Below are 25,994 nucleotides of genomic sequence, written 5' to 3'. Positions count from 1 at the left end.
ACCCCTTAAACGCTTTTCGACAACATTTTTCTATGAGTATGGATCGACATGACGATACCAAACCCGGCCATCAATACGATTAGGGCTGAGCCCCCGTAGCTGACCAGCGGCAAAGGTACCCCCACCACCGGTAAAATACCACTTACCATACCAATATTTACGAAGACATAAACGAATAAAATCAACATTAAACCACCGGCCATCACCCGGCCAAAGGTGGTTTGCGCCTGGGCGGCAATCCACAGTCCGCGCATGATAAGCAGAATATAGAGCGCCAACAGGATTAGCACGCCAATCAGCCCGAGTTCTTCTGCCAGAACGGCAAAAATAAAGTCGGTATGGCGTTCCGGCAGAAACTCCAGCTGCGACTGGGTTCCGTGTAGCCAGCCTTTACCGCGCAGGCCGCCGGAGCCGATAGCAATTTTAGACTGAATAATGTGATAACCCGCACCGAGCGGGTCGGTCTCAGGGTCGAGAAGCATCATTACGCGTTGGCGCTGATAATCATGCATCAGGAAGAACCACAAGATGGGGATAAAGGCGGCGACCAGCACCACCGCAATGCCGATCAGACGCCAGCTCAGCCCAGACAAGAACAGGACGAACAGGCCGGATAACGCCACCAGAATCGAGGTCCCGAGGTCAGGCTGCGCGGCAACCAGCAGCGTGGGCAGGAAAATCAGCACCAGCGCAATGGCGGTATTCTTTAGCGATGGTGGGCAAACATCGCGGTTGATAAAGCGCGCCACCATCAGCGGTACGGCTATTTTGGCAATTTCCGATGGCTGGAAACGGACAATCCCGAGGTCCAGCCAGCGCTGCGCGCCTTTGGAGATCGCGCCGAAGGCATCAACTGCCACCAGCAGGATAATACAGAATATATAGAGATAGGGAGCCCAGCCTTCATAGACCCGAGGCGGGATTTGCGCCATGACGATCATAATAACAATCCCCATGGCGATCTGGCCGATTTTACGCTCCATCATGCCCATGTCCTGACCGCTGGCGCTCCAGATGACCAGCGCGCTGTAGGTCAGCAGCGCCAGCAGGATAAGCAGCATGGTCGGATCGAGATGGATTTTATCCCATAGCGATTTTTTGTTCGGATTATCAGTCATTATTGATCCTCCCCAGCCGTGACCGCCGGATTTTCACTCGGCAGATTGGTGTTGTTATCGCCCAGCATTATATGATCGAGAATCTGGCGCATAATGGTACCGACTGCAGGCCCTGCGCCGCCGTTCTCGAGAATGATTGCAACGGCAACCTGGGGGTTGTTATAAGGGGCAAATGCCGTCATGAGTTTGTGGTCACGCAGGCGTTCTGCGATTCGGTGCGCGTTATAGGTTTCATTGGCTTTCAGGCCAAAGACCTGGGCGGTGCCCGATTTCGCCGCAATTTTATACGGTGCGCTGGCGAAATATTTATGTGCAGTACCGTTTCCACGGTTGGCTACACCATACATTCCGTCTTTGGCGATTTCCCAAAAACCAGAGTGAATATCGCCGACCGGCGGTTCGTGCGGCTGAACCCAGGGTACTGGTTTGCCATCTTCAACCGTGCTTTGCAGCAGGTGCGGCACTTTGACAACACCGTCGTTAATCAGGATCATCAGCGCTTTGTTCATCTGAATAGGCGTTGCGGTCCAGTAGCCCTGACCGATGCCGACCGGAATAGTATCGCCCTGATACCACGGCTTCTTGAAGCGTTTGAGCTTCCACTCACGGGTCGGCATATTGCCGGAGCGTTCTTCAGAGAGATCAACGCCGGTATAGTGGCCATAGCCGAATTTACCCATCCATTCCGACAGGCGGTCGATACCCATGTCGTAGGCAACCTGATAGAAGTAAGTATCGGCGGACTCTTCCAGCGCTTTGGTGACGTTAAGATGGCCGTGGCCCCACTTTTTCCAGTCACGATAGCGTTTGTCCGAGCCGGGAAGCTGCCACCAGCCGGGGTCGAACAGACTGGTGTTGCGGGTAATGACTCCAGCGCTGAGCGCTGAGACAGCGACGTAGGGTTTAACCGTCGAGGCCGGAGGATATACCCCTTGAGTCGCGCGGTTGACCAGCGGCGTATTCGGATCGTTGAGAAGTCCGGAATAGTCTTTGCTGGAGATGCCATCAACGAACAAGTTGGGGTCGTAGCTTGGCGTTGAGACCAGCGCGAGAATCGCGCCGGTACGCGGGTCGGTCACCACGACGGCGGCGCGGCTACCGGCGAGCAGCGTTTCAATATACTGCTGTAGCTTCAGGTCGAGGGTTAAATAGATATCGCGTCCGGCCTGCGGAGGCACCTCTTTCAGTTGGCGAATCACGCGGCCGCGGTTGTTCACTTCAACTTCTTCGTAGCCGGTCTGCCCATGCAGGACATCTTCGTAATAGCGCTCGATCCCCAGCTTACCAATGTCGTGCGTGGAGGCGTAGTTAGCCAGTTTCCCCTCTTTATCCAGGCGATCGACGTCTTTATCGTTAATTTTAGAGACGTAGCCGATAACGTGGGTCAGAGCAGAGTTATAGGGATAGTAGCGGCGTTTGTAGCCTTTGACTTCTACGCCGGGAAACCGGTACTGGTTAACCGCAAAACGGGCAACCTGCACTTCGCTGAGGTTAACTTTCACTGGAATGGAGGTAAAACGGTGCGAGCGGGCGCGCTCTTTTTTAAAGTTCGCCACATCGTCATCAGTCAGATCGATAACATCGCGTAGGGCGTCCAGCGTTTGCTGAACGTTGTCGACCTTCTCCGGCATCATCTCCAACTGGTAAATCGTACGATTCAGCGCCAACGGTGTACCGTTGCGATCGTAGATAATGCCACGACTTGGCGGAATAGGGACCAGCTTGATCCGGTTTTCGTTTGAACGCGTTTGATAGTCGGTATAACGCACAATTTGCACGTTATAAAGGTTGGCGATCAATACGCCGGTAAGCAGCAAAATCCCTAAAAAAGCGACCAGCGCCCGACGCACGAACAGCGAGGATTCAGCCGTATAGTCGCGGAAAGAATTCTGTAATTTCATTCGCTGCTTAGTCTACCCTGGTCATCATTACTCACGGTGGTAAGGGTGGTTGGTGGTGATGCTCCACGCCCGATACAAACTCTCGGCCACCAGTACGCGAACCAGCGGGTGAGGTAACGTGAGCGTTGAAAGCGACCAACTTTGTTCTGCTGCTGCTTTGCAAGCGGGCGAAAGGCCTTCCGGACCGCCGATAAGCAGGCTGACATCGCGGCCATCTTGTTTCCAGCGTTCCAGCTCGCGCGCCAGCTGTGGCGTATCCCATGGCTTCCCCGGGATATCCAGGGTCACGATACGGTTTTTGCCTGCGGCCGCCAGCATCATCTCTCCTTCTTTTTCAAGGATGCGCTTGATGTCGGCATTTTTGCCGCGTTTACCGGCAGGGATTTCCACCAGTTCGAACGGCATGTCTTTTGGAAAACGGCGCAGATATTCGCTAAAGCCGGTCTGAACCCAGTCCGGCATTTTGGTGCCAACGGCCACCAGGTGCAGCTTCACGCATTAACTCCAGAGTTTTTCCAGCTCGTACAGACGACGGCTCTCTTCCTGCATAACGTGAACCATAACGTCGCCAAGATCCACGACAATCCAGTCCGCGGCGGCTTCACCTTCAACGCCCAGCGGCAGCATACCGGCGGCGCGAGACTCTTGCACAACGTGGTCGGCGATGGACATAACATGGCGCGTGGAAGTGCCTGTGCAGATAACCATGCAATCTGTGATGCTGGATTTGCCATGAACGTCAATGGCAACGATGTCCTGACCTTTCAGGTCATCAATTTTGTCGATAACAAAATCCTGGAGTGCTTTACCCTGCAAGAGTTCCCCCTGGGTGTGTGAAGAGTGATTACAATAAACAGCCTGACAGTATACCCGAACTGGTGGCTAAATCGGGATAAATGTCGATAAAAGGGCGGTGAAGGCGGCTATCATCCCATCCATCGCCAAGGATTGCATCGCCATTTTTGTAAAACAATTTCTGCAAAGTTCAAATGGCGGGCGCAGCCTGGCTGCGGAGAATAACAGCCTGCTTTGCTCTGTCAATGGTCTGCGCGCAATTCTTCTTCCGCAAGCCAAACGGCACGGCTATTTAGTACGCGCAGCGTGGTGAAATCTGACTGTAGATCGATAACGCTCCATGCGCCGTGTTCGATGGGAAAGTGCCACATGGCCGAGTCAGGCATGTTGAGCAACTGGGCAATTAACAGGCTAAGAACGCCCTGGTGACCAACGATCAGCAGATGGTTAAGTTCCTGATATAGGGGAAGGGTGGCCGTAAAGCTGGAGACCCGTTGGGTAAACGCCTGAAAGCCCTCACCGTTGGTCGGCGTCGCGTGCTGCCAGTCGGCGCACCACGCAGCGTAGTTTTCCGCATCTTCGTGCTGTAAATCGCGGTGGTGGCGCATTTCCCAGTCGCCGAAGAACATTTCATTAAGCTCAGGAAAGGATTGTCGAGGGATGTCACGCTCGCCAAGGAGCAGGCTGGCCGTGTACTGAGTACGCTCAAGTTCACTGCAAAAGACGTGCTGGAAAGGAACATCCTGCAGCAATTTCCCGAGCGTTTTTGCCTGCCAGATACCACGCTCCGTTAACGACGTAGGCGCATGCCCGCTATAAAGACCCGCGACGTTGGCCTCGGTTTCGCCATGACGAACTAACCACAATTTCATAATGACCCTCTCGACAGGAGTCTATGAGACTTTCCTTGTTATCAGGCTAGCAATAGAGCTTCTGTTCACGAATATAGTTAAGAACGGCCTCCGGCAGCATTTCGACGCAGGACTCTCCAGCTTCAAGTCGCTGGCGAATAAGGGTTGCAGAGATATCAAACCATGGCGTTTCGGCCAGATAGATGACGCCTGCCGGGGCGCTATGCAGTCGCTCGACGTCATAGGTGAGATGTTTATCTAACCACTGCTGATCCTTCTCGCTGGCCATGGCTAATGGGTAGCCGGGACGGCGGCAAACGATCAAATGAACGTTGTCCAGAATGCTTTCATAGTCGTGCCAGGTGGTAAAGGTGAGCAGCGAGTCCTGGCCTATAATAAACGCCAGCGGTTGCTCCGGCCCCTGTTCCTGACGCCATTCCCGCAGGGTTTGCGCCGAATATGACGGCGTATTGCGCTTAAGCTCGCGATCGTCGAGGATAAACAGCGGCTTATCGGCAATGGCTAACTCCAGCATATGTCTGCGTTGGTCGCTGGTGGCTTCGGGCTGTGGGCGGTGTGGTGGTACATTGTTGGGCACGATGGTCACTCTATTAAGGCCGATTTGGTTGGCCAGAATTTCCACCGGTTTGAGGTGACCGTAATGCACCGGATCGAAGGTGCCGCCGTACATTGCCTGTAACTGAGTCATATCAACCATCAATAAAAACGTCTGCCAGCGCTTTATGGCAGAGCAACAAAGAGAGACTTTCCAGCTCGGGCCAGACGGATTGTCCGTAATCCTGCTTAAAGGTAAGTTCTGCACGGGCCAACAATGTGATGGCTTGGCGTAGCTGATCGGCGCTAAGGCGAGCGAGCGCCTCGCTGACCAGCTGGCGGCGGTTTTGCCACACCCGATGTTTATCAAACAGCGAACGCAGCGGCGTGTGGGCAGACTGTCGCTTCAGATTGACCAGCAGCAGCAGTTCACGCTGTAGGGTGCGCAGCAGAATAGCCGGTTCGCAGCCTTCCAGCCGTAGCTGTTGCAGAACGTGCAGGACGCGTTTGCTCTTTCCCGCCAGCAGCGCATCAACCCAATGATAAGGCGTGAAGTGTGCGGCATCGTTCACTGCCTGTTCAACGCGCGGTAGCGTCAGTTTACCGTCCGGCCACAGAAGCGACAGGCGTTCCAGAGCCTGAGCCAACGCCAGCAGATTTCCTTCGTAGCAGTAGCACAGCAGCTGACTGGCTGCGTCATCAAGCTGTAGATTATGATGCTTTGCACGCGCGGCGAGCCAACGCGGCAGTTGGGCATATTCGGGAGTCTGGCAGCTAACCTGTACCGCGCGGCTGGCAAGTGCCGTCATCCACGCAGCGTTTTCCTGGGCCTTAGTTAACTTATTGCCGCGAACGATCAGCAGTAGATCGTCATGCAGCATGCCGACCAGCGTGGCGAGCTGCTCGTTAATTGCCGCGTTAGGTCCGTTTTCCGGCAGGATCAGCAGCAGCGTTTGACGGCTGGAAAACAGGCTCATTGCCTGGCTTAAAGAGAAGAGGGCGGGCCAGTCGGTGCTGGCATCAAGGGTGGCGGTATGGTGTTCGATAAAGCCCTGAGCGGCAGCGGCTTCGCGAATGGCGTCCTGGCTTTCCTGTAACAGCAGAGGATCGTTGCCAAGCAGCAGATAGGCCGCGCGCAGTCCTTCAGTGAGCTGCGCGCGGAGCTGTTCCGGGTACAACCGAATCATCAGTTACCCAGCGTGGTGGAGACGCGATTGCCGGAGGTTGAGGTTGCTGGGGTCGCATTGACCGGCTTCTCATCCTCTTTGGTGGCCTCGACATCCGCAACGTGTACGCTCGGCAGCTTACGGATCAGCTGTTCCGCCGCTTTATCGTACATTTCCTGAATAATAATGTCCTGCTCGGCATCTTTCGCTAACGCCGCCTGCGGGTTATCGAAGAACGAGCGATAGACTTTGGTCGTGATAGGGTAGATATCATGACCAGGGATCAGGACGCTGGCGTTTACCGTCATCACCATCTGATATTCCGCAGTACGACCATCCTGGAAAATAGATGCCGTATCTTTCTGAATAGACGATGCTTCCAGACGTAGAGAAGGAACGTCCTTACGTAACGTACTGGCATCAACCAGTTCGACCCCATTCAGACGCAGCTGATTACGGACCGCACGACTTAATGGACCATTTGGATCGCCCGACTGGAAGATCATGGTTTTCATCGTGGTCGGCACCTCCGTAGTACTACGCAGGTGCCAGCCACAACCGGCGGTGATTAACACCGCCAGAGATAACAACAATGTTGCCAGATATCGCACGCTTCCTCCCGCGCTTAGCCAACGACCAGATTGAGCAGTTTACCCGGAACGTAGATCACTTTACGTACGGTCACACCGTCGAGATATTTTGCGACCAGATGCTCCTGGCCAGCACGTTCACGAACCTGCTCTTCGGTTGCATCCACCGCAACGGTAATTTTACCACGAACTTTACCATTTACCTGGACCACAACCAGAGTGGTGTTTTCAACCATGGCGCTTTCATCTGCGACCGGCCATGGAGCGTTGTCGATATCGCCTTCGCCGCCAAGCTCCTGCCACAGCGTAAAGCTGGCGTGCGGAGTGAACGGGTTGAGCATACGAACCACAGACAGCAAGGCCTCACGCATCAGCGCGCGATCTTGCTCATTTTCCTGCGGCGCTTTCGCCAGCTTGTTCATCAGCTCCATAATTGCCGCAATCGCGGTGTTGAAGGTCTGACGGCGGCCGATATCATCGGTCACTTTAGCGATAGTTTTGTGTACGTCGCGACGCAGCGCTTTCTGATCTTCACTTAATGCATTCACATCAAGCGCGACAACATCGCCAGCGGCAACGTGTTCGTAGACCAATTTCCAGACGCGTTTCAGGAAGCGGTTCGCGCCTTCCACGCCGGACTCCTGCCACTCAAGAGTCATATCTGCCGGCGAGGCGAACATCATAAACAGACGTACGGTATCTGCACCGTAACGTTCTACCATTTCCTGTGGGTCGATACCGTTGTTTTTCGACTTGGACATTTTGCTCATGCCGGTATAGACCAGCTCATGGCCTGCCGCATCTTTCGCTTTCACGATCCGGCCTTTCTCGTCGCGTTCAACAATAGCCTCTTTCGGTGAAACCCAGTTACGTTCGCCGTTGTCGCCGACATAGTAGAAAGCGTCCGCCAGTACCATACCCTGACACAGCAGCTGTTTTGCCGGTTCGTCAGAGTTAACCATGCCCGCGTCGCGCATCAGCTTGTGGAAGAAGCGGAAATAGAGCAGGTGCATGATGGCGTGTTCGATACCGCCAATATAAATATCAACCGGCAGCCAGTAGTTGGCCGCTTCAGGGTCCAGCATCCCCTGATCGTACTGCGGGCAGGTATAGCGCGCGTAGTACCAGGAGGATTCCATAAACGTATCGAAAGTATCGGTTTCACGCAGCGCAGGCTGGCCGTTAACGGTGGTTTTCGCCCACTCGGGATCGGCTTTGATCGGGCTGGTGATGCCGTCCATGACCACGTCTTCAGGCAGGATCACCGGCAGTTGATCTTCCGGCGTCGGCATCACGGTGCCGTCTTCCAGAGTGACCATCGGGATCGGCGCGCCCCAGTAACGCTGACGGGAAACACCCCAGTCGCGCAGGCGGAAGTTTACTTTACGCTCGCCGACGCCGAGAGATGCCAGCTTGTCAGCGATGGCGTTAAAGCCTGCTTCGTGGTCCAGGCCATTGAATTCGCCAGAGTTAAACAGGGCGCCTTTATCCGTCATTGCCTGAGTGGACAGATCCGGTTCAGAACCGTCGGCAGCCAGAATAACTGGCTTGATGTTCAGACCGTATTTGCTGGCAAATTCGTAGTCGCGCTGATCGTGGCCCGGAACGGCCATTACGGCACCAGTACCGTATTCCATCAGCACGAAGTTTGCCGCCCATACCGGAATGGCTTCGCCAGTCAGCGGATGAATCGCTTTATAGCCGGTATCGACGCCTTTTTTCTCCATCGTGGCCATGTCTGCTTCGGCAACTTTGGTGTTACGGCATTCGTCGATAAACGTCGCCAGCGCGGGATTATTGGCAGCAGCTTGCTGCGCCAGCGGGTGACCCGCAGCGACGGCCAGATAGGTGCAGCCCATAAAGGTGTCTGGACGGGTGGTATAGACGGTCAGCTTATCGGCATACTCGTTGACGTTAAAAGAGATCTCTACGCCTTCAGAGCGGCCGATCCAGTTACGCTGCATGGTCTTAACGGTATCAGGCCAGTGATCCAGGTTATCCAGATCGTTCAGCAGTTCGTCAGCGTAGGCGGTGATTTTGATAAACCACTGCGGGATCTCTTTACGCTCGACTTTGGTGTCGCAGCGCCAGCAGCAGCCGTCGATAACCTGCTCGTTCGCCAGTACGGTCTGGTCGTTTGGGCACCAGTTAACTGCAGAGGTTTTTTTGTAGACCAGGCCTTTTTTATACAGCTCGGTGAAGAATTTCTGCTCCCAGCGATAGTATTCCGGAGTGCAGGTCGCAACTTCACGGCTCCAGTCATAACCAAAGCCCAGTTTTTTCAACTGGTTCTTCATGTAGGCGATGTTGTCGTAGGTCCACGGGGCCGGTGCGGTGTTGTTTTTCACCGCTGCGCCTTCCGCAGGCAGACCGAACGCATCCCAGCCGATAGGCTGCAGCACGTTTTTTCCCAGCATACGCTGATAGCGGGAAATCACGTCGCCGATGGTGTAGTTGCGCACGTGGCCCATGTGTAGTCGACCAGAAGGATAGGGAAGCATCGACAGGCAGTAATACTTCTCTTTACTCTCGTCTTCGGTAACTTCAAAGGTACGCTTCTCGTCCCAGTGTTGCTGGACTTTTGATTCTATCTCTTCCGGGCGGTATTGCTCTTGCATGGCAGCCAGTGGTCCTGTTTTCAATACAGCTACAAAGTGTAGCCAATGGATGTGTTATTTCAGATCGGCATAGCATAGCCCAAACGCTAACGTCAAAACAGCCTTTCACACACTTCCATGGATGAAAGCGGTAGAGAATATTTCGCGAGTCTGCGGGCTGGCTGGCAGAGCAATGTGTAGATAACGTCTATTATTAGAAGAAGTTAACCACACCGGAGGCGAAAAGATGAACAAGGTTGCTCAATTCTACCGAGAGCTGGTGTCAACTCTCAGCGAGCGGTTACGCAATGGAGAACGCGATATTGACGCGCTGGTGGAGCAGGCCAGGGTCAAGATTAGCCAGTCCGGCGAGTTAACGCAGAGTGAAATCGAGAACGTTATTCGTGCTGTCAGACGCGATCTTGAGGAGTTTGCGCTCAGCTATGAAGAGAGCCAGGATGAGCTCACCGATAGTGTTTTTATGCGAGTGATCAAAGAGAGTCTGTGGCAGGAGTTAGCGGATATCACCGACAAAACCCAGCTTGAGTGGCGGGAGGTGTTCCAGGATCTCAGCCACCACGGCGTTTATCACAGTGGTGAAGTGGTGGGGCTTGGTAATCTGGTATGTGAGAAGTGCCATTACCATCTGCCTGTTTATACCCCGGACGTGCTGCCGCGTTGTCCAAAATGTGGGCACGATCAGTTCCAGCGTCGGCCATTCGAGCCCTAATAAATAAGGCCCGGTGCGTATTTATTGCATCGGGCCTGGTTAAATATAATTTGGGAAGTCATATAAATTTCATAAATATGTTGGCTTTCATTTTAAGAATATGCCGTCCATCCTTTTTATCTCCACTGGCTTTATACTCAATCCTTTATCATTATCAAACATCACATAAGTTGATAGCAATGGATGCTGCTTTATGACTAAAGATGATCAATATTTATTATTTGCTCTTTCCACGCCAATGGAAATTTTAAATCACGATTGTGCGCCATCGCACTCTTCTCCAAAGATGTATGAGGGAATGAATTTTTTTGATCTTGCTTCATCCTGGGGAATTGAAAATCGCGATGAATTGATTCAGACCGTTTATCGCATGACCGATGATGGTCATGCGACGCACCTGGCCGAGTTTTATTACAACTGGTTTCGTTTTTCGCCGCAGGAGTGGCAGGGGCTGTTGAATGCTTGTGGCGACAAAGGCCGCGCCTATGCCCAGTTTGCCGCCGATACGGCGATGTGCTGCGGCGAAGGTGGAATACGCGCCTGGGATTATGTTCGTATGGGATTTTTGTGCCGAGTGGGCGTACTGAATAAATGGCTAACGGAAGAGGAGAGCCTGTGGCTGCAATCGCGGGTGCATCTGCGGGCGCTGCATTTCTATAGCGGCTGGGTGCAATATTATGCCGCCTATTCTCTTGGACGACTTTACTGGCAGTCGCCGGATGATGGCGACCTGAAGCAATTGCAAATCTTTCTGGCGCAAAAAGAATATGACAAATCAGGCGAGAGAATGTTCCGCGACCTGGTGTCTCAGGAAGATAGCTTTTATGCCACTCTGCCGTGGCGGCCATTAGGTGATTACCCCGAATGCCCGGAAACGCTCAAGGACGTTAGCGATCTATGAAAACATGTTGGGAAGTTCTTGGCATCGAGTATACCAACGATGCGGAAGCTATTCGCCGAACCTATCTGGCATTGTTGCCGTCTTTCCATCCGGAAAGCGATCCTCAAGGGTTCAAAGCGCTGCGTCAGGCTTACGAAAGCGCGTTGCAGGAGGCTAAAAAGCCAGCTTCGCCGGTGGTGGCGCTGGATGAGAATACGCGGGAGGTGAATGAGATTCTGGAAGCCTTTAGCGATTTGCTGGCCAGCGATGAAAGACGCTTTCAACCAGAAGCCTGGCAGGTTTTTATCCATAAAATCAATACGCTGTCGATTAAGCAAGTGGAGAGATTACGCTGGCCGCTGTATGCCATTGCCGAGGAGGCCTGGCCCGTTTCATATACCTGTCTGAGGCTGCTGGCGGAGCGGCTAAGCTGGGAACGGGGGGACGGCGGCGAAGCGGTTGATAGTGAAGCGCTGGACAGTTTTATCCAAACTATTCGACGTGGTGATTTGTTCGATTACTCCCTGTTGCAAAATTTACCAGCGGAAATGCAAAATCAGACGATCGCATTTTATAGTGCCCTCGAAGGCTCTTTTTTCAATCATCCATCGTTTTTTTCCCAGTTTATCAATCAGCATGGTGCCATGGTGGTACCGGCGGATCTGCTGTTTCAGCGACGTTTTCTGCGCTGGTACAGCTCGCTACAATGGGGGATCCCTGAGCTCATTCCCGTTGCGCAAGCGTGGCAGGAAGCCGAACCGGATAACACAAGCCCGCAATATTATGAATATGCTCAGCGCGTTTATTGTGGCGAAGGCGATACCCTGCTGCCCGAACTTTGCGCTTTATGGAAGCATGAACCGTCCACACAGGTGGGAAGCCTGCTGCTGCAGTGGTGCCGTCGGAATCGTCCTGATGATTATCCGCTGGTGGTGTTCGTGCTGGAGAAACATGAACAACGCGATAGTGAGGGTAAGCCTCTGCCTGTTTTCCCCGGCAATAGTGCGCGTACGCGCCTGCTTTGGGCGGAGGCATTGCACAGCGGAGGGTTGCTGCCGCTGGGGCGTTGTTTTGTCGCTCATCGGCTGAACAAAGCCGCTCCGGCAATGGGAAAAGAGCACCATCAGCATCCGCGCTGGCCGATTTATCAGGTTGCCGAATGTCTGGCGAGTGGGAAGGCACCGAAATCCTCCCAGCTTCTGCCGTTAATGCAACGACTCACGGCGGATGATGCCTGCCCATTAGAAATATTGATTATTGATTCGCTGACCGCGACACAACCGGATCAACTTGAGGAGTTGAATGAAACCGCAGAAGTCGAAGCGAATGAGAGCGGCAAGACGCCGGGGGGCGGCATCCTGCACGCGCTTAAAATCATCTTCTATATTTTCATCATCGGCGGCTTTCTTGCCAAATTACTGCTCCTTTTTAGATAAACTACGGATTATCGTGGAGCACGATATGAAGCGTATCGCAGGCCTCTCGGCGTATTTTGTCGGCGGCCTGCGCATCGTTTTCCCGCAGTGCGTTTTCAAACTCGATAATGATACGCCCAATCCACTGTCGTTCATCGCTTAGCGCTCGAGACCATTTCTCTTCAAGCTGCGCTTTAAAGGTTCTGTTAATCAGCATGTCTCTGGGGCAGATTTTTAACGCCTCCAGCCGCGTGCGGCTGGCTTCAATTTGCGACTGACTGAGCTGGAGAGGGCTGCGGTTGATGACTTTAGAGATGCGCTGGCCGGAATCGGGAAAGATAACGTCTACTTCCAGCAGGCCGTTGATATCATAGCTAAAGCGAACGTCCAATGACTGAATCGTTCCGGTTTGTACGAGTTCAATGGTCAGGCTGTCGACGAGAATATTGTTCTTAACTTTATGGCTTTCCCCTTGATAGATATTGATATCGATTTTGCTCTGTTCCGGGTGGAGGGTGGAGTACGTTTCAACTTTTGACACGGGGACAGTGGTATTGCGCTCGATAATCGGCGAAAAGATACCGTCTACGTTCTGTGAGCAAACTTCCACGCCTAGCGTATAGGGGCAGACGTCGGTGAGGATCACCTCTTCAATATCTTCATGGCGCAGGCGACAGGCGGCCTGCGTTGCGGCTCCCAGAGCTACGATAGTGCTCGGATCGTAATTTTTATACGGCATTTTGCCGAACAGGCGCACGGCGATACGCTGCGCCAGCGTGTGCTGGGACGCGCCGCCGACCAGCACCAGGCTATCTATTTGCTCGGGAGCCAGTAGCGAATCTCTAAGCGCTTGCTCAATGGGAGCGCGAAGACGATTAAGCAGCGGTAACCATAACGCTTCCAGTTCATCTTCGTGCCAGCTGATTTCCAGCAATCGTTCCTGATGTTGCCACGCGCAACTGAGTGGTAACTGCCCTCTACATTTTGCGCTTTCTAGCTGGTTATAGAGCGCAGAGAGAGCATTGCGGCTGATCTGTAATGGAGCCAGTTGCCAGCGTTTTAGTGCATCTTCCAGCAGCAGGCGGGTAAAGTCTTCTCCGCCAAGGTAATTATCACCAGCAGAAGCGCGGACCTCAATCACTGGAAAGGCGTATTCCAGCACCGTTACATCAAAGGTGCCGCCGCCAAGGTCGAAGATAAGTGAACGCGTATTCTGTCTAGTATGTAACCCGTAAGCTATGGCTGCGGCAGTTGGCTCATTTATCAATCGCACCGCATTCAGGCCTGCCAGTTCGGCCGCTAATCGCGTATGTTTTCGCTGCTCATCGCTAAAGTAAGCAGGGACTGAGATGACTACATCATAAATAGCTTGTTGCAGATACTCTTCTGCATCCTCTTTTAATGAACGCAATACTAACGAAGATAATTCTGGCGCGGAAAAGGATTCACTACCGAGCTGCCAGTGTGTATTACTTCCCATAGCCCGTTTAAATAATGCTGCTGTTTTATCAGGATGGGAAGTTTTACGAGAGGCAGCCGGTTTTCCTACCAGAATTTGATTGTTATCATCAAGACTAATAATTGATGGCGTTAAATATTGGCCAAATTTATTTGGGATGAGCTGTGCGGCGCCATCTTGCCAGACGGCGATTAAACTATTGGTTGTTCCAAGATCGATACCAATAGCGAGATTTGCATTATCCATTGCGCTTGTCGATGTAAAGGAGAGGAAGTAACAGAATAAGGGGACTGTGTTTATATATCGTGATCTTTATCAAATTAAGATGTTCAGAACAGAAGCTGACGCCCTGGTTTGCCTGGAAAAACGCCAGTTTCCACGACGCCTGGTTTATGTGCATTTTTTGTCCGCTTCAAACGGCCATAAGCGATGCGCTGATGCCAGCGCATCGCGTATTTTTAACGCTTGGTATTTATTTCGGCATATTTATATTGCTGGTGACCACCCATCCCAGAAGCATAATTGTGAGAAGAGTTGAGGACCAGTTTATTAGCTGAAATAGAGCCTATGCCGCAAGTTGCAAGACCAAGAAAGCCGCAGCTGTAGCCGCCATTTTTGACATTCCTGGTGGTCACAGTCAGGGTGCCATTAGCTTTAATGATGTTATAGTTTGCGATATCCGCATTATATTGCGTATCCAGGGTCATATCCCCGCTCGAAGAAATTTGGCCTTGGTTATGAATGCCATTTTTCGCGGTGATGCTGGTGGTATATCCATCGATTGTCGCTAAATTACGCACGTAGTTACTTTCAATATTCAGGGCATTCCCATAAACATAGTAAATATTGTCTAAGGAATTACTTTTAATCAAAAGCGAATTTGTACCTATAAGGTTACCTTCCTGGACTACGTTGCCGTTAGTGACAAGCGTTACGTCGCTACCGGAAATTCGTCCTGAGTTAAATATCTTACCTGAACTGGTGTTCTGATCCTTCTCTGATTTCACGGTCAGGCTGGAGTTGCCCCGTAGCTCACCGGTGACGCTGAGGCTATCGCCGCTAAACGCGACATTCGTGACATCGCCCCGTATTGAACCACCGTTGTTAATATTCTGGGCGGAAACCGCTAACTGACCATCGGAAGTAATTGATGAGCCACTGCGGGTGGTGATATTGCCTCCGCTGACTACGGATAATGCCTTAGTACCGTTAATGGTATTTGTGTTAACGAGGCTACCGGATGCGTTAACGATAAGCTGCTGGCTGCTGGAAATAGTTCCTTCATTGGTCAAGTTGCTCAAACTGGTCAGCTGTGTGGCGAGGGCTTTGTTATTAATCGTACCCGTATTTTTCATCTCACCAGCTGATACCATCTGCGCTATGTAGCCGTTCCCGGCGATTGAACCTTCATTAATCAATGAGCCATAGCTGGTCATGGCGAGAGTCGTGTTTGAGGTAATAGTACCTTTATTACGCACGCCGAAGCCTAAGTTATTACCGATCATGCTGATGCTATTGGCCTTGATTCCGCCCAGGTTACTGATATCAATGCTATATTCTGGTATTAGCATCTGCATAGCCGTAGCCTTTTTCTCATGGCTGGTCAGCTTTCCGGTATTGTTGTCAAAGGTGAAGTTACCCGCGCCGAGTATGGTATTGGCAGCGGTCATGGAGCCGTTAATCGCAATAGCGTCAGCGAGCAGTGCTGCATAGTTAGTGGATGCATCCATACCTTTGTCACTGATAGTGATTTGGCCTTGCGTGACCGTGTAGCTATCAATAGCTCCGGTATCTCCGAGATTGACCTGTCCTGTGGTGAGTACCGCTTTATTGGTGTTGATAAAGCTGCACCCGGAGCAGGTGATACCGTTGGTGTTGGCGATAACGACATCGGCTTTTTGCCCGTTAACTTCAATAAAACCCTGCAGGTTACTCATTTTATTGGAGGTAACTTCATTTAAAATAACGGAGGCGCTACCGTTGGTTAGATTGTTATTTCTGGCAATATTGCCGTGGCTGCTATCTTTAACGTCGTCAGCGCTGTTATTCAAAATGGTGCCATTAGAGCCGACGTTAAATTCGCGATATAAGTTATGCGATACGCCTGCGGCATTAGGGGCTTCAATATCGATAACCGTTGTACCTGATTTATGTGTATAGCTTGCCGGGTCTGCATAAACAACGGATGAGCTTAGCGCTGTCGCTAACGCAATGTATGAAAATTTGAATTTAAACATGTAGTTTATTCCTTTAAATATAGAAAATGGATTAGTAAATGGTTGTAATGCACTGATAAAAAATTAATACCTCCACTGTAATGAAAAACCCATATTCATGGCATCGCTATGAAAGTCATCTGGCTTACTGATAGGTGTGCTAACGAAAAAATCGTATTGCGTTGACCATATTTCCCCGCGAATTCCGCCTGCTGCGCCAGAGAGCGTTTTTCCTTTCTGTAAGCGTTCGCTGCCAATTATTCTGCCGACATCGAGGCCAAAATATAGCTGTCGCTCGTAGGATGGTATATTCCAGACGAAATCATTGCGCCAGTACCATCCCTGATTTGCGGAAAGCGTATTTTCACCATCAAAACCACGGACTGTCCAGCGATTGCCAATATTCAACTGGTTGTCCGAAGATAATACATCGGGACTGAACTGAGCGTGGAAACGCGGCATCCAGCTAAATTTATCGCCAGTCGCGGCAAACTGCGCTATTGCCTGAACATCGGCATGTATAACGCGTGAATGGCGGCTATATAAACGGGCTTTTTCCTCCGGCGTAGACGTGGAACTGAGCCATGGCAGGCTACGCTGAACGCCCACGCTGGCATCGATAACTTTATTGTTGAAATAGTGCTGATGGCGCAGAGTGAATTCCCAGACAGGATTTTGCTTACGCATAACCAAAATCTCATCGCCGCCAAAAAAATAGTGCGAACTGCTTTTCGCTATGCGCAGATCGGCAGTCGTTTTTTGCTGTCTGGTATGTGAAAGCAAACGGCTAAGGGTTGCGCTGTAATAACGATTTTTACTTTTGTAGTCGATAGCCGACCATTTTCCTTTAAACAGCTGGCGGTACTGGCTGTAGGAGCCGTACAGGCTTAATGACCAATAACCAAAAGGCAGGGAGTAGTAAAGGTTACCGTTGTGGTTGCCATCGTCGTGCTGATTGAACTCGACGTCGCCGCCTGCTGATATTGACAGAATGTCGTTCAATGAGGATAAATCGTAAAGATACAACGCTCCGCCGCCCTGGTAGCGCCCGCTGGCGCGGCTATCGGCATCATCAAGCCAGGCGCCAACCTGCCACGTTTTGTCCATTACTCGGGTGATTTCAATATCACTCTCGCCGATATGTTCCCCTGGCCGTAGTTTCATATGCGCGCTGGAGCCAGGAAGGCGCTGTAAATTAGCCATTCCTTGTTCAAGATCGCTAAGGCGCAGGATTTTACCGGAATGGGTTGGCATGGAAGTCCACAGGTTGGTTGTTGCGCTATTCGGCGCAAAAGCAATATTGCCCGTTTTGCCGTAAACAAGCGTTATTTTCAGAATGCCGCCGTCTAATGACTGGGAAGGAATATCGATAAGGGAAGTGATATAGCCTCGCGTAATTAACTCGTTCTGTAAGGCGGTAGTCAGCAGGCGAATACCTTCCACGCCCAAACAATGGCCGATGGCCTGGGCGGTGATTTTATCCATGATGGCTGACGTTTTTGCTTTATCTTCTGATTCGATATCAACTTGCGTAATATATCGGCATGTCGCTTCTTCGGGAAATATTAAGGTCTGCGTTTTTGCATTTGTACGAGAAGATTGATATTGCTGCTGATGGGGCATTAATGCGCTTTCACGGGCTTTATCCTGTTCGACCTGGTTTACCGTTGCGGCTTCAATGCCTGCCCGGACAGTAAAAGAGGTGAACAAATTTAAACTCAAAATAATGGCCAGTCGGTTGGTATTAGTCCACATGAAGCAATATCCGTTTGTTTCACTAAGTCAGGTTATTAACGATGGTTATGCGCGGTCGGGAGATAGACGGCGTAATGTATAGCAAGTTGATTGAAATATTATTTTTAAAGGAATTCTTTCACCCTAAGGTTATTACAAGACGCTGTATGCTAACGATACCGGGGAGCTTTATCCATTCATGGTCCCCTGAATTCTTTGTGAAATTTTTACTTCACTTTGTGAAGTCTGCGGCTGGATATAAGGAGGTGGAAAAGGCAGGCAGCAATGCGCGCACGATGATGTCGTGCGCGCCGTTGAAGTTAGTGCAGAATTTTGGCGAGAAAATCTTTAGCGCGTTCGGATTGCGGGTTGGCGAAGAACGCTTCTTTATCAGCATCCTCGACAATTTTCCCTTCATCCATAAAGATCACCCGGTTAGCGACTTTGCGCGCAAAGCCCATTTCGTGGGTCACCACCATCATGGTCATTCCTTCATTAGCCAGTTCGACCATTACATCCAGCACTTCATTGATCATTTCTGGATCAAGCGCAGAGGTGGGTTCGTCAAAAAGCATGGCGATAGGGTCCATACACAGCGCCCTGGCAATCGCAACGCGCTGCTGTTGACCGCCGGATAGTTGAGCCGGGAATTTTTCTGCATGAGCAGACAACCCCACGCGTTCCAGCAGTTTTAGCCCTTTTGCACGCGAAGAGGCTTTATCGCGATTGAGCACCTTGACCTGCGCCAGGGTAAGATTGTCGATAATCGACAGGTGCGGGAACAGTTCGAAGTGCTGGAATACCATCCCAACGCGGGAACGCAGTTTGGCCAGATTAGTCTTTTTATCGTTGACCGTGGTACCGTCAACGATGATTTCACCTTGCTGTATTGGCTCCAGGCCGTTTACGGTTTTAATCAACGTTGATTTACCGGAGCCAGATGGCCCGCAAACCACCACAACTTCACCTTTTTTCACTTCCGTGGAGCAGTCGGTCAGCACCTGAAAGTGACCATACCATTTTGAAACGTTTTTCAGGGTAATCATTACACAGTCCTTTTCTTCAACCAGCTGACCAACAGCGATGCGCTGAGGCTAATAACAAAATAAACGGCGCCTGCGAACAGGATCATTTCTACCTGGGTTCCGTCACGCTCGCCGATAGTGGAGGCGGTGCGGAAGAAGTCGGCCAGGCTCAGAACATAGACCAGAGAGGTATCCTGGAACAGTACGATGCCCTGAGTCAGCAGCAGCGGTACCATGGCACGAAAAGCCTGCGGCAGAATGACCAGCTTCATGGATTGCCAATGGGTCATACCTAACGCCAATGCAGCGCTGGACTGGCCGCGGGAGATACTTTGAATACCGGCGCGAATAATTTCTGAATAGTACGCTGCTTCAAACATGGAGAAGGCGATCATCGCTGAAATCAGACGGATATCGGTTTTCGGCGACAGCCCAAGTACGTTTTGCAGGAAGCCGGGAACAATCAAGTAAAACCACAGCAGCACCATCACCAGCGGAATGGAGCGGAAGACGTTAACGTAGGTTTTGGCAAACCACGCCAGCGGCAGGAAGCTCGACAGGCGCATGACCGCCAGAATCGTCCCCCAGACAATCCCGATAATAATTGCGGTTACGGTGATTTTTAGGGTAATAACCAGCCCTGCAAGCAGGTATGGCATTGAGGGAATAATGGAGCTCCAGTCAAAATCGTACATTATTTGCTCCCCATATTGCCCGGCAGACGGACCTTGCGTTCAACCACATACATAATCAGCATAATGACGGCGTTGATAAACACGTAGGCGAGGGTGATGGCGGTAAAGGACTCCCAGGCGTGGGCTGAGTAATCCAGCAGTTTGCCCGCCTGCGCGGCCATATCGGCAAGTCCGATAGTGGATGCGATAGCCGAGTTTTTCACCAGGTTCATCATCTCGGAGGTCATCGGCGGAACGATAACGCGGTAGGCGTTGGGCAGCAGTACGTAGCGATAGGTTTGTGGTAGCGTCAGTCCCATCGCCAGACCAGCATTTTTTTGCCCGCGAGGCAACGATTGGATACCGGAACGAACTTGTTCACAGACGCGTGCGGCGGTAAATAATCCCAGGCACAGCATCGAAGAGACGAAGAACTGAATATTAGGATCCAACTCGGACTTAAACCACATGCCGATGTTTTCCGGCAGTAGTTCGGGTACCACCAGATACCAACTGAAGAATTGTACGATAAGCGGAACGTTACGAAAGAGTTCTACGTAACAGGTACCGATAGAGGATAAAAGGCGATTAGGGACGGTACGTAAAATACCGAATAGCGAACCGACGAAGAAAGCGATAATCCAGGCCGTTATCGAGAGTGCGACGGTGACCTGAAAACCGCTCCAAAGCCAGCCCAGATAGGTAGTGTTGCCGAACGGGGCCTGTTGCAGGAATATCCCCCAGTTCCAGTCTATTGACATACATGACTCCTGGAAAAAAAGGGTAGCAGCGCTACCCTCGAAGATTGTTGTTCAGCTTGTTTCGGTATTCGCGGCGGCTGGGGAACGACCAGCCACCGTATAGTCTGTCCGTGCTGTAACAACAATCGGGAGGGCAGGATTTCCCGCCCTTTGTTTTTTTAATTAGTTAAGAGCTTTGTCGTTTGGTGATTTGAATAGCGCTTTCATCTCTTCAGAGAGTTCGAAATTCATATTCAGGTTCTTCGGCGGAATTGGGTTTTTGAACCATTTGTCGAACCATTTTGCCGCTTCGCCAGAGGTCTGGGCCTGGGCGACGGTTTCGTCTACCAGCGTTTTGAACTGCGGATCGTCTTTGCGTAGCATGCAGCCGTAGGCTTCCTGAGACTGAGCGGTGCCTACAATCTCCCAGTTATCCGGTTTCTTCGCTTTTGCTCGCTCACCGGCCAGCAGCGCGTCATCCATCATAAAGGCCACTGCGCGACCGCTTTCCAGGGTGCGGAAAGAGTCGCCGTGATCTTTTGCACTGATAATGCGCATATTCATTTTTTTCTCATCGTTCAGCTTGTGTAGCAGAATTTCTGAGGTAGTACCTGAGGTAACGACAACAGCTTTATCCTTCAGGTCCGGGAAATCTTTAATCGCACCGCCTTTTTTCACCAGCAGGCGCGTACCGACAACAAAGATCGTGTCGGAGAAGGCCGCCTGCTTTTGCCGTTCGAGGTTGTTAGTTGTAGAGCCGCATTCGAAGTCATAGGTGCCGTTTTGCAGCAGTGGGATACGGTTTTGCGAGGTGACTGGGATCAGTTTTACCTGCAGATCCGGCTTGTTCAGCTTCTTCTTGATGGCATCAACAATCGCATTCGAGTAGTCCTGAGAGTAGCCAACGACCTGCTGCTTGTTGTCATAGTAAGAGAATGGAACGGATGATTCACGGTGACCGACGACGATAACGCCGTTTTTGGCAATTTTATCCAGAGTACTCTGGCCAGCAGCTGGTGCCGTATCTTCTGCCTGCGCCGCACCGGCGGTCAGACCCATGACCAGCATTGCTGCGGCCAGTTTACGTAATTGCATATCCGACTCCTTATCCTCAGCGTCGTCAGACGCTATTGATACCCATTGTGAATGTGTGTTTTCTTATTGCTGCCATCTTTACGTGCAGCATTTGTATGTGTTTGTTAGCATTTAGTTTGGCTTAATGTAAAGATTTTGCTCTTATATTGTTGGTTTTTGCGAAGCGCACCGCACCATTTAAAGGCAAAAATTCCCCATTGCACCAAAATAGCGCCGTTTGATGATCTGTTATGGTGCAACCAGGTTTTACCAGTCAGGATCGCGTTGCTACATGAGTTTATTAAGCAATGGCCGTGCCAGAATGGCACGAGAGAGGGGTAACCGTAGCGACGAATGTCGCCACGGTAGAAGGGAGAAAGGTGATAATTATCGACGGCGTTGGCGCAGACTCATCAACAGCGCGCTGAAGCCAAATAATGCGGTGAGCGCCCACAGCGGCCAGTTCCCTGTACGCGCGTACGGCGTCAGTCCTGAGGTCGGGGTGACTTTGGTCGTTAATACCGCACGTGTGAACTGTGGGATCATTTCCTGAATTTCACCGCGTGGGCCGATGACTGCGGTAATGCCGTTATTCGTGCTGCGCAGCAGCGGGCGAGCCAGCTCCAGCGCGCGCATCCGCGCCATCTGGAAGTGCTGCCACGGGCCGATAGATTTGCCGAACCATGCATCGTTAGAGATGGTTAACAGAAAATCGGTATCCGGGCGGAAGTTATCTCGCACCTGCTCGCCAAGAATAATCTCGTAGCAGATGGCTGCCGTCAGACGCATATTATGCGCGACAAGCTGGGGCTGCACGTAAGGGCCGCGGCTGAAAGAAGACATCGGCAGGTCGAAGAACGGCGCCAGCGGGCGAAGAATCGATTCCAGTGGCACAAACTCGCCAAACGGCACCAGGTGGTTCTTGTTGTAGCGATTCTTCGAGTCGTAGCTGTACGGATTATCTTTGCCCAGCGTGATGATGGTGTTGTAAGTATCGTAGCGGTTCTTTGCGTTCAGTCGCGCATCGACGATGCCGGTGATCAGTGAGCTGTTTTTCGACCGTAGTAGATCGTCCAACGTGCTGAGGAACCGCTGCTGGTTGATTTCCAGATCGGGAATGGCTGATTCCGGCCAGATGATCAGCTGTGATTTACCCATATACGGCTGGGTAAGATCCAGGTAGGTTTTCAGCGTATTAAGTAGCTGATCCTGGTCCCATTTCATCGCTTGAGGGATATCTCCCTGTACCAGCGAAACCTGAGTTGTTCGCTCCGGCAATAGCTGATACCACTGAATGTAGCGCAGCGGGAAGGGCAGGGCGAACAGCACGACGGCGGCGATCAGCGGTTTCCAGCTACGCTGCATAAGCGCCAGCACCAGCAGGCCGCTGACAACCATCAGCAGGAAGTTAATCGCTTCGACGCCCATCACGGGAGCCAGGCCTTTTAGTGGACCGTCAATCTGGCTGTAGCCGAACTGTAGCCATGGGAAACCGGTCAGCACCCAGCCGCGCAGGAATTCGGTAATTTGCCACACTACCGGCGCGGCGATAGCGACGCGTATCCAGCTGGTTTTTGGCCACAGGCGCGAAAGAATACCGGCGAATAATCCCGTATAAAGAGACAGATACGCCGCCAGCAGAACAACCAGGAATACGTTAACCGGCCCCGGCATTCCGCCGAACTGCGCGATACTAACATAGACCCAATTAATTCCTGAGCCAAACAGCCCAAGTCCCCAGAAATAGCCAACGGCGGCGCTTTGTACCGGGCGGCGATTAAGGGTTAAACCTTGCAGGCCGATTAACGAAAAAATTGCCGCAGGCCAGAAGTCGTAAGGTGAAAAAGCCAGCGTTCCGCTGGCTCCGAATAACAACGCCAGCAGCAGACGTACACGCTGGCGTTCAATAAGAGAGGCAAATACCATTTAGGTTGATCGTCCCGTTGGATTAGTCTTCCAGCTTCGGCTGCGGGGCATCATCAGGAAGCTTTACATGTACCTGAATAATACGTCGGCTGTCGGCCATTGCGACCTTGAATTGGTAACCATCAATGTCGATAGACTCGCCGCGAGCAGGCAGATGACCAAACGCCTGCATTACCAGGCCGCCGATGGTATCGACTTCTTCATCGCTGAAGTGGGTACCGTAGGCTTCGTTGAAGTCTTCGATTGAAGCCAGCGCGCGTACCGTCCACGTATGGCGGCTGAGCTGACGGAAATCGATATCTTCTTCTTCGTCGTATTCATCTTCTATTTCGCCGACGATCAGTTCAAGGATGTCTTCGATGGTCACCAGACCCGAGACGCCGCCGAACTCATCGATAACGATAGCCATATGATAACGCTGGGAGCGGAACTCCTTCAGCATGCGGTCAACCCGCTTGCTTTCAGGCACGACAACCGCCGGGCGCAACACTTTTTCCATGCTGAAGGCTTCGGCATCGCTGCGCATAAACGGCAGCAGATCTTTGGCCATCAGAATCCCTTCGATGTGATCTTTGTCTTCGCTGATCACCGGGAAACGCGAGTGGGCGGATTCGATTATCACATCGAGGCACTCGTCCAGAGTCTGGTTGCGTTTCAGGGTAATCATCTGCGAGCGAGGGATCATGATGTCGCGGACGCGTTGGTCGGCGATATCCATTACCCCTTCGAGCATATCGCGCGTGTCTTCGTCGATAAGATCGTTTTGCCCGGAATCACGGATCAGCGCCAGTAGTTCGTCACGATTTTTGGGTTCACCGTGAAAGAGCTGGCTGAGTAACAGGGAGAAGAATCCCTTTTTGCTGTTTACTGTGTCGCTACTGTGTGAATTGTCGTCGCTCATGGCGTCGTATGGGTTCTCATGTTGGTTAAATAGTCGCTCGTCACGCGTATACTCAGCGTCCGGCATAGCGGCCAGTCGCCGGCAAAGCCGGCGGCAGGTTATTCCTTCTCGGCAATGTACGGATCCTCATAGCCCAGAGCAAGCATTATCTCCGTTTCGAGGGATTCCATCTCTTCCGCTTCTTCGTCAACGATATGGTCGTAGCCCAAAAGATGCAGACTACCGTGGACAACCATGTGCGCCCAGTGCGCTTCCAGCGGTTTGTTTTGCTCTTTCGCTTCCTGCTCGACGACCTGACGGCAGATGACCAGATCGCCAAGCAGTGGTAATTCGATGCCCGGTGGGGCTTCGAACGGGAAAGACAGCACATTAGTCGGCTTGTCCTTCCCGCGATAGGTCATATTCAGTTCATGGCTTTCCGCTTCATCAACCAGGCGAATCGTGACTTCCGAATCCTCCTGGAACTGCGGAATAACGGTATTGACCCAGCGCTGAAACTGGGTCTCGTCGGGCATTCCGCTGTTATCTTCGCAAGCCAACTGTAAATCGAGAATGACCTGACTCATTTATGCTCCTGTTCCTGGGCTTCGCGTTTACGCTCGGCGGCCAGTTCTGCTTTACGTTTTTGGTCCGCTTCTTCCCATGCTTCATAAGCATTAACGATGCGGGCGACAACCGGATGGCGCACCACGTCCTCGCTGTGGAAGAAGTTGAAGCTAATCTCATCGACTTCGGCCAGCACTTCTATGGCGTGGCGCAGGCCGGATTTGGTGCTGCGCGGCAGGTCAATCTGCGTCACGTCGCCGGTAATAACCGCCTTGGAGTTAAAACCAATACGGGTCAGGAACATCTTCATCTGTTCGATGGTGGTGTTCTGGCTCTCATCAAGGATGATAAAAGCATCGTTCAGCGTACGACCGCGCATATAGGCCAGCGGCGCGACTTCAATCACGTTACGTTCGATAAGCTTCTCAACTTTCTCAAAGCCGAGCATCTCGAACAGCGCGTCGTACAGCGGGCGCAGGTACGGGTCGACTTTCTGACTCAAATCACCAGGCAGGAAGCCCAGCTTTTCCCCGGCTTCAACGGCCGGACGGGTCAGCAGAATACGACGGATCTCCTGGCGCTCCAGCGCGTCTACCGCTGCGGCGACTGCCAGATAGGTTTTCCCGGTCCCGGCAGGGCCGACGCCGAAGGTAATGTCGTGGTCGAGAATATTGGCGATGTACTGCGCCTGATTCGGCGTACGCGGCTTGATCACGCCACGCTTGGTTTTGATATTGATGGCCTTGCCGTAGTCCGGAACGCTCTCAGCGCTTTGCTCCAGCACGCGGGCTTCTTTGATTGCCAGATGAATCTGTTCCGGTTCAATATCCTGAGTCTCGCCGCGCATTGGCGCAGTATCGACGTACAGGCTACGCAGGATATCCGCCGCAGCGGTGACGCAGATCGGACGACCGGTCAGTTTAAAGTGATTGTCACGACGATTAATCTCGATACCGAGACGGCGTTCCAGCTGTTTAATATTGTCATCAAACGGGCCGCAAAGGCTCAGCAGACGGGCATTATCAGCGGGCTCAAGGGTGATTTCGCGAGTGTCTGTGTTCAAACTGTTCCTCTTATGCATAGGTAGCCGGAAGGTAAACG

The 25,994-nt window shown here is 51.9% G+C and carries 23 protein-coding genes; 3 read left to right on the top strand and 20 right to left on the bottom strand.

Going from position 1 to position 25,994, the window contains the following annotated elements; all coding sequences use genetic code 11:
- Window positions 1–5 precede the first annotated feature (5 nt).
- The 9 genes from mrdB to leuS form a co-directional block, all read right to left on the bottom strand.
- The gene (mrdB, locus tag FN082_RS02505) at window positions 6–1,118 is read right to left on the bottom strand and encodes a peptidoglycan glycosyltransferase MrdB (RefSeq protein ID WP_004100156.1); all 1,113 of its coding nucleotides are present in this window, start codon (window positions 1,116–1,118) and stop codon (window positions 6–8) included.
- Window positions 1,118–3,019 carry a peptidoglycan DD-transpeptidase MrdA gene (mrdA, locus tag FN082_RS02500; protein ID WP_139538659.1) on the bottom strand — a complete coding sequence of 634 codons (1,902 nt, stop codon included), beginning with the start codon at window positions 3,017–3,019 and terminating at the stop codon, window positions 1,118–1,120. Before mrdA ends, mrdB begins: the two co-directional genes overlap by 1 nt.
- 27 nt (window positions 3,020–3,046) lie before the next feature.
- Window positions 3,047–3,514: a 23S rRNA (pseudouridine(1915)-N(3))-methyltransferase RlmH gene (rlmH, locus tag FN082_RS02495; RefSeq protein WP_004100160.1), complete on the bottom strand. Its 468-nt coding sequence runs from the start codon at window positions 3,512–3,514 to the stop codon at window positions 3,047–3,049.
- 3 nt (window positions 3,515–3,517) lie between these two features.
- Window positions 3,518–3,835 (bottom strand): ribosome silencing factor, encoded by a 318-nt coding sequence (gene rsfS / locus FN082_RS02490; RefSeq protein ID WP_004100162.1) that lies wholly within the window; start codon window positions 3,833–3,835, stop codon window positions 3,518–3,520.
- A gap of 221 nt (window positions 3,836–4,056) precedes the next feature.
- On the bottom strand, window positions 4,057–4,686 hold the full coding sequence (locus tag FN082_RS02485) for an adenosylcobalamin/alpha-ribazole phosphatase (protein WP_139538660.1): 630 nt from the start codon (window positions 4,684–4,686) through the stop codon (window positions 4,057–4,059).
- 46 nt (window positions 4,687–4,732) lie between these two features.
- The gene (gene nadD / locus FN082_RS02480) at window positions 4,733–5,383 is read right to left on the bottom strand and encodes a nicotinate-nucleotide adenylyltransferase (protein WP_180349559.1); all 651 of its coding nucleotides are present in this window, start codon (window positions 5,381–5,383) and stop codon (window positions 4,733–4,735) included.
- Window positions 5,376–6,407: a DNA polymerase III subunit delta gene (gene holA / locus FN082_RS02475; RefSeq protein WP_142465307.1), complete on the bottom strand. Its 1,032-nt coding sequence runs from the start codon at window positions 6,405–6,407 to the stop codon at window positions 5,376–5,378. Before holA ends, nadD begins: the two co-directional genes overlap by 8 nt.
- Window positions 6,407–6,997 (bottom strand): LPS assembly lipoprotein LptE, encoded by a 591-nt coding sequence (gene lptE, locus FN082_RS02470; RefSeq protein ID WP_142981087.1) that lies wholly within the window; start codon window positions 6,995–6,997, stop codon window positions 6,407–6,409. The genes holA and lptE overlap by 1 nt, the downstream gene beginning before the upstream one ends.
- A gap of 14 nt (window positions 6,998–7,011) precedes the next feature.
- Window positions 7,012–9,594 carry a leucine--tRNA ligase gene (leuS, locus tag FN082_RS02465; RefSeq protein ID WP_142981086.1) on the bottom strand — a complete coding sequence of 861 codons (2,583 nt, stop codon included), beginning with the start codon at window positions 9,592–9,594 and terminating at the stop codon, window positions 7,012–7,014.
- A gap of 226 nt (window positions 9,595–9,820) precedes the next feature.
- On the opposite strand from leuS, the gene FN082_RS02460 reads away from it, so the two are divergent.
- The 3 genes from FN082_RS02460 to FN082_RS02450 all read left to right on the top strand — a co-directional run bounded on the left by FN082_RS02460 (window position 9,821) and on the right by FN082_RS02450 (window position 12,619).
- Complete coding sequence (locus tag FN082_RS02460; protein ID WP_014228404.1) at window positions 9,821–10,303, top strand: zinc ribbon-containing protein; 483 nt, start codon at window positions 9,821–9,823, stop codon at window positions 10,301–10,303.
- Between the two features lie 193 nt (window positions 10,304–10,496).
- Window positions 10,497–11,204 carry a DUF1266 domain-containing protein gene (locus tag FN082_RS02455; RefSeq protein ID WP_142465305.1) on the top strand — a complete coding sequence of 236 codons (708 nt, stop codon included), beginning with the start codon at window positions 10,497–10,499 and terminating at the stop codon, window positions 11,202–11,204.
- Window positions 11,201–12,619, top strand: coding sequence for a J domain-containing protein (locus FN082_RS02450; protein ID WP_142981085.1), 1,419 nt, complete (start codon window positions 11,201–11,203; stop codon window positions 12,617–12,619). Before FN082_RS02455 ends, FN082_RS02450 begins: the two co-directional genes overlap by 4 nt.
- 1 nt (window position 12,620) lies before the next feature.
- On the opposite strand, the gene FN082_RS02445 is transcribed toward FN082_RS02450, so the two are convergent.
- The 11 genes from FN082_RS02445 to FN082_RS02395 form a co-directional block, all read right to left on the bottom strand.
- A complete protein-coding gene (locus tag FN082_RS02445; RefSeq protein WP_142981084.1) occupies window positions 12,621–14,303 on the bottom strand; it encodes a molecular chaperone HscC in 1,683 nt (560 codons plus the stop codon).
- A gap of 212 nt (window positions 14,304–14,515) precedes the next feature.
- The gene (locus FN082_RS02440; RefSeq protein ID WP_142981083.1) at window positions 14,516–16,294 is read right to left on the bottom strand and encodes a filamentous hemagglutinin N-terminal domain-containing protein; all 1,779 of its coding nucleotides are present in this window, start codon (window positions 16,292–16,294) and stop codon (window positions 14,516–14,518) included.
- Between the two features lie 63 nt (window positions 16,295–16,357).
- The gene (locus FN082_RS02435; RefSeq protein ID WP_142981082.1) at window positions 16,358–18,028 is read right to left on the bottom strand and encodes a ShlB/FhaC/HecB family hemolysin secretion/activation protein; all 1,671 of its coding nucleotides are present in this window, start codon (window positions 18,026–18,028) and stop codon (window positions 16,358–16,360) included.
- Between the two features lie 299 nt (window positions 18,029–18,327).
- Window positions 18,328–19,053, bottom strand: a complete 726-nt coding sequence (locus FN082_RS02430; RefSeq protein ID WP_142463083.1) for an amino acid ABC transporter ATP-binding protein — start codon at window positions 19,051–19,053, stop codon at window positions 18,328–18,330.
- Entirely contained in the window at window positions 19,053–19,727 is a 675-nt protein-coding gene (gene gltK / locus FN082_RS02425) for a glutamate/aspartate ABC transporter permease GltK (RefSeq protein ID WP_142463082.1), read from the bottom strand. Before gltK ends, FN082_RS02430 begins: the two co-directional genes overlap by 1 nt.
- Window positions 19,727–20,467, bottom strand: coding sequence for an amino acid ABC transporter permease (locus tag FN082_RS02420; protein ID WP_139538669.1), 741 nt, complete (start codon window positions 20,465–20,467; stop codon window positions 19,727–19,729). Before FN082_RS02420 ends, gltK begins: the two co-directional genes overlap by 1 nt.
- A gap of 162 nt (window positions 20,468–20,629) precedes the next feature.
- The gene (locus FN082_RS02415) at window positions 20,630–21,541 is read right to left on the bottom strand and encodes an amino acid ABC transporter substrate-binding protein (protein ID WP_142981081.1); all 912 of its coding nucleotides are present in this window, start codon (window positions 21,539–21,541) and stop codon (window positions 20,630–20,632) included.
- A 366-nt stretch (window positions 21,542–21,907) separates the two neighbouring features.
- Window positions 21,908–23,446: an apolipoprotein N-acyltransferase gene (gene lnt, locus FN082_RS02410; RefSeq protein WP_139538671.1), complete on the bottom strand. Its 1,539-nt coding sequence runs from the start codon at window positions 23,444–23,446 to the stop codon at window positions 21,908–21,910.
- A gap of 22 nt (window positions 23,447–23,468) precedes the next feature.
- On the bottom strand, window positions 23,469–24,347 hold the full coding sequence (gene corC / locus FN082_RS02405) for a CNNM family magnesium/cobalt transport protein CorC (RefSeq protein ID WP_004130445.1): 879 nt from the start codon (window positions 24,345–24,347) through the stop codon (window positions 23,469–23,471).
- 98 nt (window positions 24,348–24,445) lie between these two features.
- Window positions 24,446–24,913, bottom strand: coding sequence for an rRNA maturation RNase YbeY (ybeY, locus tag FN082_RS02400; RefSeq protein ID WP_142981080.1), 468 nt, complete (start codon window positions 24,911–24,913; stop codon window positions 24,446–24,448).
- Window positions 24,910–25,956: a PhoH family protein gene (locus FN082_RS02395; RefSeq protein ID WP_180349560.1), complete on the bottom strand. Its 1,047-nt coding sequence runs from the start codon at window positions 25,954–25,956 to the stop codon at window positions 24,910–24,912. Before FN082_RS02395 ends, ybeY begins: the two co-directional genes overlap by 4 nt.
- Between the last annotated feature and the right edge of the window lie 38 nt (window positions 25,957–25,994).

The organism is Klebsiella spallanzanii, from assembly GCF_902158555.1.
Classification (GTDB): domain Bacteria; phylum Pseudomonadota; class Gammaproteobacteria; order Enterobacterales; family Enterobacteriaceae; genus Klebsiella; species Klebsiella spallanzanii.
This window is presented reverse-complemented; position numbering and strand designations above follow the sequence as displayed.